This window comes from Kitasatospora sp. NPDC051702, assembly GCF_040681575.1.
In the GTDB taxonomy this organism is placed as follows: Bacteria; Actinomycetota; Actinomycetes; order Streptomycetales; family Streptomycetaceae; genus Kitasatospora.
Window position 1 is genome coordinate 1 of record NZ_JBFAZB010000099.1, and the last position, 4407, is coordinate 4407.

At 76.7% G+C, this 4407-nt stretch carries 1 protein-coding gene; it reads right to left on the reverse strand.

All coding sequences use genetic code 11. The annotated features are described in order from the left end of the window. Positions 1–4407: SDR family NAD(P)-dependent oxidoreductase (locus tag AB0N04_RS38375; protein ID WP_363365760.1), on the reverse strand; the 4407-nt coding region annotated here is incomplete at both ends.

Genomic DNA, 4407 nt, shown 5'->3' on the forward strand with positions numbered 1-4407 from the left:
CTCGAGGATCAGGTGGGCGTTGGTGCCGCTGATGCCGAAGGAGGAGACCGCTCCCCGGCGGGGCCGTCCGGTCGCCGGCCAGGCCCGGTGCTCGGCGAGGAGTTCGACCCGTCCGGCCGTCCAGTCCACGTGCGGGGACGGCGCGTCGAGGTGCAGGGTGCGCGGGAGTTCGCGGTGCCGGAAGGCCTCGATCAGCTTGATGATGCTCGCCACGCCGGCGGCGGCCTGGGTGTGCCCGAGGTTGGACTTGACCGAGCCGAGCAGCACGGGCAGCTCGCGGTCCTGCCCGTAGGTGGCGAGGATGGCCTGGGCCTCGATCGGGTCGCCGAGCGTGGTGCCCGTGCCGTGCGCCTCCACCACGTCGACGTCCGCGGTGGTCAGGCCGGCATTGGCCAGCGCGGCCCGGATGACGCGCTGCTGGGAGGGGCCGTTGGGGGCGGTGAGGCCGTTGCTGGCGCCGTCCTGGTTGACCGCGGAGCCGCGCAGCACCGCCAGCACCGGGTGCCCGTTGCGTCGCGCGTCCGACAGCCGTTCCAGCAGCAGCAGGCCCGCGCCCTCGCCCCAGGCCGTGCCGTCGGCGGCGGCCGCGAAGGGCTTGCACCGCCCGTCCGCGGCCAGTCCGCGCTGACGGCTGAACTCCACGAAGGTCGCGGGCGTCGCCATCACGGTGACTCCGCCCGCCAGCGCCAGCGTGGACTCCCCCGAACGCAGCGACTGGGCGGCCAGGTGGACGGCCACCAGGGAGGAGGAGCAGGCGGTGTCCACGGTGACCGCCAGGCCCTCCAGCCCGAGCACGTAGGAGACCCGGCCGCTGGCGACGCTGCCCGCACTTCCCTGCCCGAGGTGGCCCTCGAAGCCGCTGGGGGCGGCGCCGTGCAGCCGGGCGCCGTAGTCGTCGTACATGACACCGGCGAACACCCCGGTGCGGGATCCGCGCAGCGTGGTCGGGTCGATGCCGGCCCGCTCGACGGCCTCCCAGGCCGTCTCCAGCAGGAGCCGCTGCTGCGGGTCGGTGGCCAGCGCCTCGCGGGTGCTGATGCCGAAGAACTCCGGGTCGAAGTCGGCGGCGCGGTCGAGGAATCCGCCGGAGCGGGTGTAGGTCGTCCCGGTGTGTTCCGGGTCGGGGTGGTAGAGGTTCTCCAGGTCCCAGCCGCGGTCCGCCGGGAACGGGCCGATCGCGTCCACGCCGTCGGCGACGAGGCGCCACAGCTCCTCCGGCGAGGCGACCCCGCCGGGGAAGCGGCAGCCGATGCCGACGACGGCGATCGGCTCCTCGGAGGAGCCGGGCGTCGGCAGCGGGCCGGAGGTGGCGCTGTCGGCGCTGGTGCTGTCGTCGGTGCCGAACAGCTCGTCCAGCAGGTGGCCGGCCAGCAGGGTGACCGTCGGGTGGTCGAAGACGGCGGTGGCGGAGAGACGGACGCCGAGTGCGGCGGCGAGCCGGTTGCGCAGGTCGACGGCGGTGAGCGAGTCGACGCCGAGGTCGGTGAAGGCGCGGTCGGTGGGGACGGCCTCGGCGTTCGGGTGGGCGAGGGCCGCGGCGGCGTGCTCCTGCACCAGCCGGACGAGTCGGCCGCGCCGATCGGCCGGGTCCGCGGCGGTGAGGTCCGCGGCCAGGGCGCTGCCGACCCGGACGGCGCCGGCGGTCGCGGCCACCCGGCGGCCGGCCGGCACCAGGCCCCGCAGCAGCACCGGGACGGTGTCGGCGGTGGCGCCCGCGAGGTCGAGGCGGGCCGGGAGGACGGCGGCCGGGCCGCCCTCCAGTGCGGCGTCGAACAGGGCGAGCGCCTGGGGGACGGGCAGCGGCGCCACGCCCGAGCGGCGCAGCCGGGCCCGGTCGGCGGTGCTCAGCCCGCCGCCCATGCCGGCCTCGCCCGCCCACAAGCCCCAGACCAGCGAGAGCGCGGGCAGGCCCGCCGCCCGGCGCCGGGCGGCGAGTGCGTCGAGGAAGGAGTTGGCGGCGGCGTAGGCGGCCTGACCGGCGCCGCCGAGCACCCCGGCGGCCGAGGAGAACAGCACGAAGGCCGTCAGCCCCTCGGTGAGCTCGTGCAGGTGCCAGGCAGCCTCGGCCTTCGGGCGCAGGACGGCGTGCAGCCGCTCGGGGGTGAGGGAGTCGAGTGTGCCGTCGTCGAGGACCCCGGCGGCGTGCACGACCGCCGTCACCGGGTGGGCGGCGAGCAGCGCGGCCACCTCGTCCCGGTCACCGAGGTCGGCGGCGACGAGTAGCACCTCGGCGCCGAGCCCGGCGAGTTCCTCCTGCAGCCGGGACGCACCGGGCGCCTCGGGCCCGCGCCGACTCACCAGCAGCAGCCGCCGGACCCGGTGCCGCTCGACCAGGTGCCGGGCGACGTGCCCGCCCAGCGCGCCGGTGGCACCGGTCAGCAGCACGGTGCCGTCGGCGTCGAACCGCGCGGCGGGTTCGGGGACCGGGGTGGCGCTCGGCTCGGGGGTCGCCGTCACGCCCGGCGTCAGGTCCGACCCGGCACCCGACCCGGCGTGCGGGTCGGCGTCCGGCTCGGCGCGGACGAGCCGGGGTACCAGCAGACCGCCTTCGCGCAGGGCGAGTTGGGGCTCGTCGGCCCCGAGGGCGAAGGCCGTCCGGAGCAGCGGAGCGGCGGCGAGCGGCGGCTCCGCCCCGGGTTCCACGGCGGGCGTGTCGAGCAGCAGGATCCGGCCCGGGTGCTCGCTCTGGGCGCTGCGGACCAGGCCCCAGAGGGCGGCCGCGGCGAGGTCGGCTGGCGCCTCCCCGGCGGCGGCGCCGACGCCGCCGGCGGTCTGCACCAGCAGGCGGGCGTCGACCGAGCGCGGTTCGGCGAGCCACTCGCGCAGGAGCGTCAGGTAGTGGGCCAGGGCCGAGCGGACGAGCTTGGGCGGGGCGGTGACGCCGTCGTCGGTGATCGCCCGGAGGACGGTGTCGGGCAGCGGGCCCTCGGGGTGGGCGGCGCGCAGGGCGTCCAGGTCGGGGAGCGCGCCGTGCGGGTCGAGCACGGCCCAGGTCCGGTCCGCCGGCGGCTCGGCCGGGGCGGGTACCGGCGACCAGGCGGTGGTGTAGAGCGGTCCGGCACCGACGGCGAGCGCGCCCGGGGCGAGGGGGCGCAGGGCGAGGTGGTCGGCGGTCAGTACCGGTCCGCCGGCCGGATCGGCGGCGTGGACGGCGTACCCGCCGTCGACCGGGGTCAGCCGGACGTGCAGGACGGTCGCGGCGCTCGCATGCACCTGGACGCCGGCCCAGGCGAACGGCAGCAGCAGGCCCTCGTCCGGGCCGGTGGCGGCCAGCAGCGCGTGCAGGGCGGCGTCGAGCAGCGCGGGGTGCACGGTGAATCGGGCCGGGTCGCCGAACGCGCCTTCGGGGAGCCGGACTTCGGCGAACAGGAGGTCGCCGGCGCGCCAGGCCGCGTGCAGCCCGCGGAAGGCCGGGCCGTAGCTGCGGCCCTGGTCGGCGAGCCGCTCGTAGAGGCCGTCGACGGGGAGTGCCTCGGCGTCGGCGGGCGGCCGGACGCCGGACTGCCGGCCGGGATCGGCGGCTGCGGCCGGCCCGGCCCACCCGGTGGCGTTGCGGATCCACTCCGCGCCCGCCTCGGCGCGGCTGTGGACGGCGAGTTCGCGGCGTCCGTGGGTGTCCGGTCCGGCCACCGTGACCTGGATCTCCAGGGTCCCGCCCGCGGGCAGCACGGCCGGGGCGAGCAGGGTCAGCTCGCCGATCCGGGCGGCGTCCAGCCGGCCGGCGGTGTGCAGCGCGAGGTCGAGCAGCGCCGTCCCGGGGAGCAGCACGGTGCCGTGGACGGCGTGGTCGGCCAGCCACGGGTGGCTGCGGACGGAGAGGCGTCCGGAGAGCACGGCGCCGCCGTCGTCGGCGAGTTCGACCACCAGGTCGGCCAGCGGGTGTTCGGTGGGCCGGTCCGCGAGGAGGCGGCGGGCCGGTGCGTCCAGCCAGAGGTGTTGGTGTTGGAAGGGGTAGGTGGGGAGGGGGGTGTGGTTGGTGTGGGTGGTGGTGTGGGTGAGGGGTGTGCCGGTGGTCCAGGTGGTGGCGAGGGCGGTGAGGAGGTGGTGGGTTTCGTCGGTGTGGGGGCGGAGGAGGGGGGTGATGTGGGCGGTGTCGAGGGTTTCGCGGGTGGGTGCGGTGAGGGTGGGGGTGGCGCCGAGTTCGAGGTAGGTGGTGGTGCCGAGTTGTGCGGCGGTCTGGAGGGCGTCGTGGTAGCGGACGGTGCCGCGGATGTGGTCCGTCCAGTACTGGGCGTCGGTGGTCTCGACGAGGGTGCCGGTGAGGTCGGAGACGAAGGGCAGGGTGGCCCGGTGGTACGTCAACCCGCTTGCCGCGGTGTGGAATTCGTCGAGGATGGGGTCCATGTGGGGGGAGTGGAAGGCGTGGCTGACGGTGAGGGGTTTGGTGCGTCGTCCTTGGGTGTGGAA